This is a genomic window from Chitinophaga agrisoli, assembly GCF_008386695.1.
In the GTDB taxonomy this organism is placed as follows: Bacteria; Bacteroidota; Bacteroidia; order Chitinophagales; family Chitinophagaceae; genus Chitinophaga; species Chitinophaga agrisoli.
Window position 1 is genome coordinate 1 of record NZ_VUOC01000171.1, and the last position, 263, is coordinate 263.

Here is a 263-nt window from a genome sequence, read left to right on the forward strand (position 1 = left end):
TACTTTATTATTTATGTTATATATGTTATATGTTTTTGTCTATTATTTACTACGCTTCTAGCCTTATTTCTCCATAATATATTCCACACTGGACACACTCGGCACCGTCCAAAATAAACGTAGCTTTCCGCTCACACGTGTAGCCCACCCGCTTCTGCTTCAGTCCGTCTGCGCAGCATTGCTTCTGGGTATTGGCGTATTTACCAACTGAAGGATAAAAGGTAAAAATCAGCACGGAAAAAGTGCCCCAATCCCCCCCAATT

The 263-nt window shown here is 41.4% G+C and carries 1 protein-coding gene; it reads right to left on the reverse strand.

From position 1 onward, the window contains the following. Window positions 1–49: 49 nt before the first annotated feature. The coding region (locus tag F0L74_RS33125; protein ID WP_188316299.1) for a hypothetical protein at window positions 50–263 on the reverse strand (214 nt) is incomplete at its 5' end.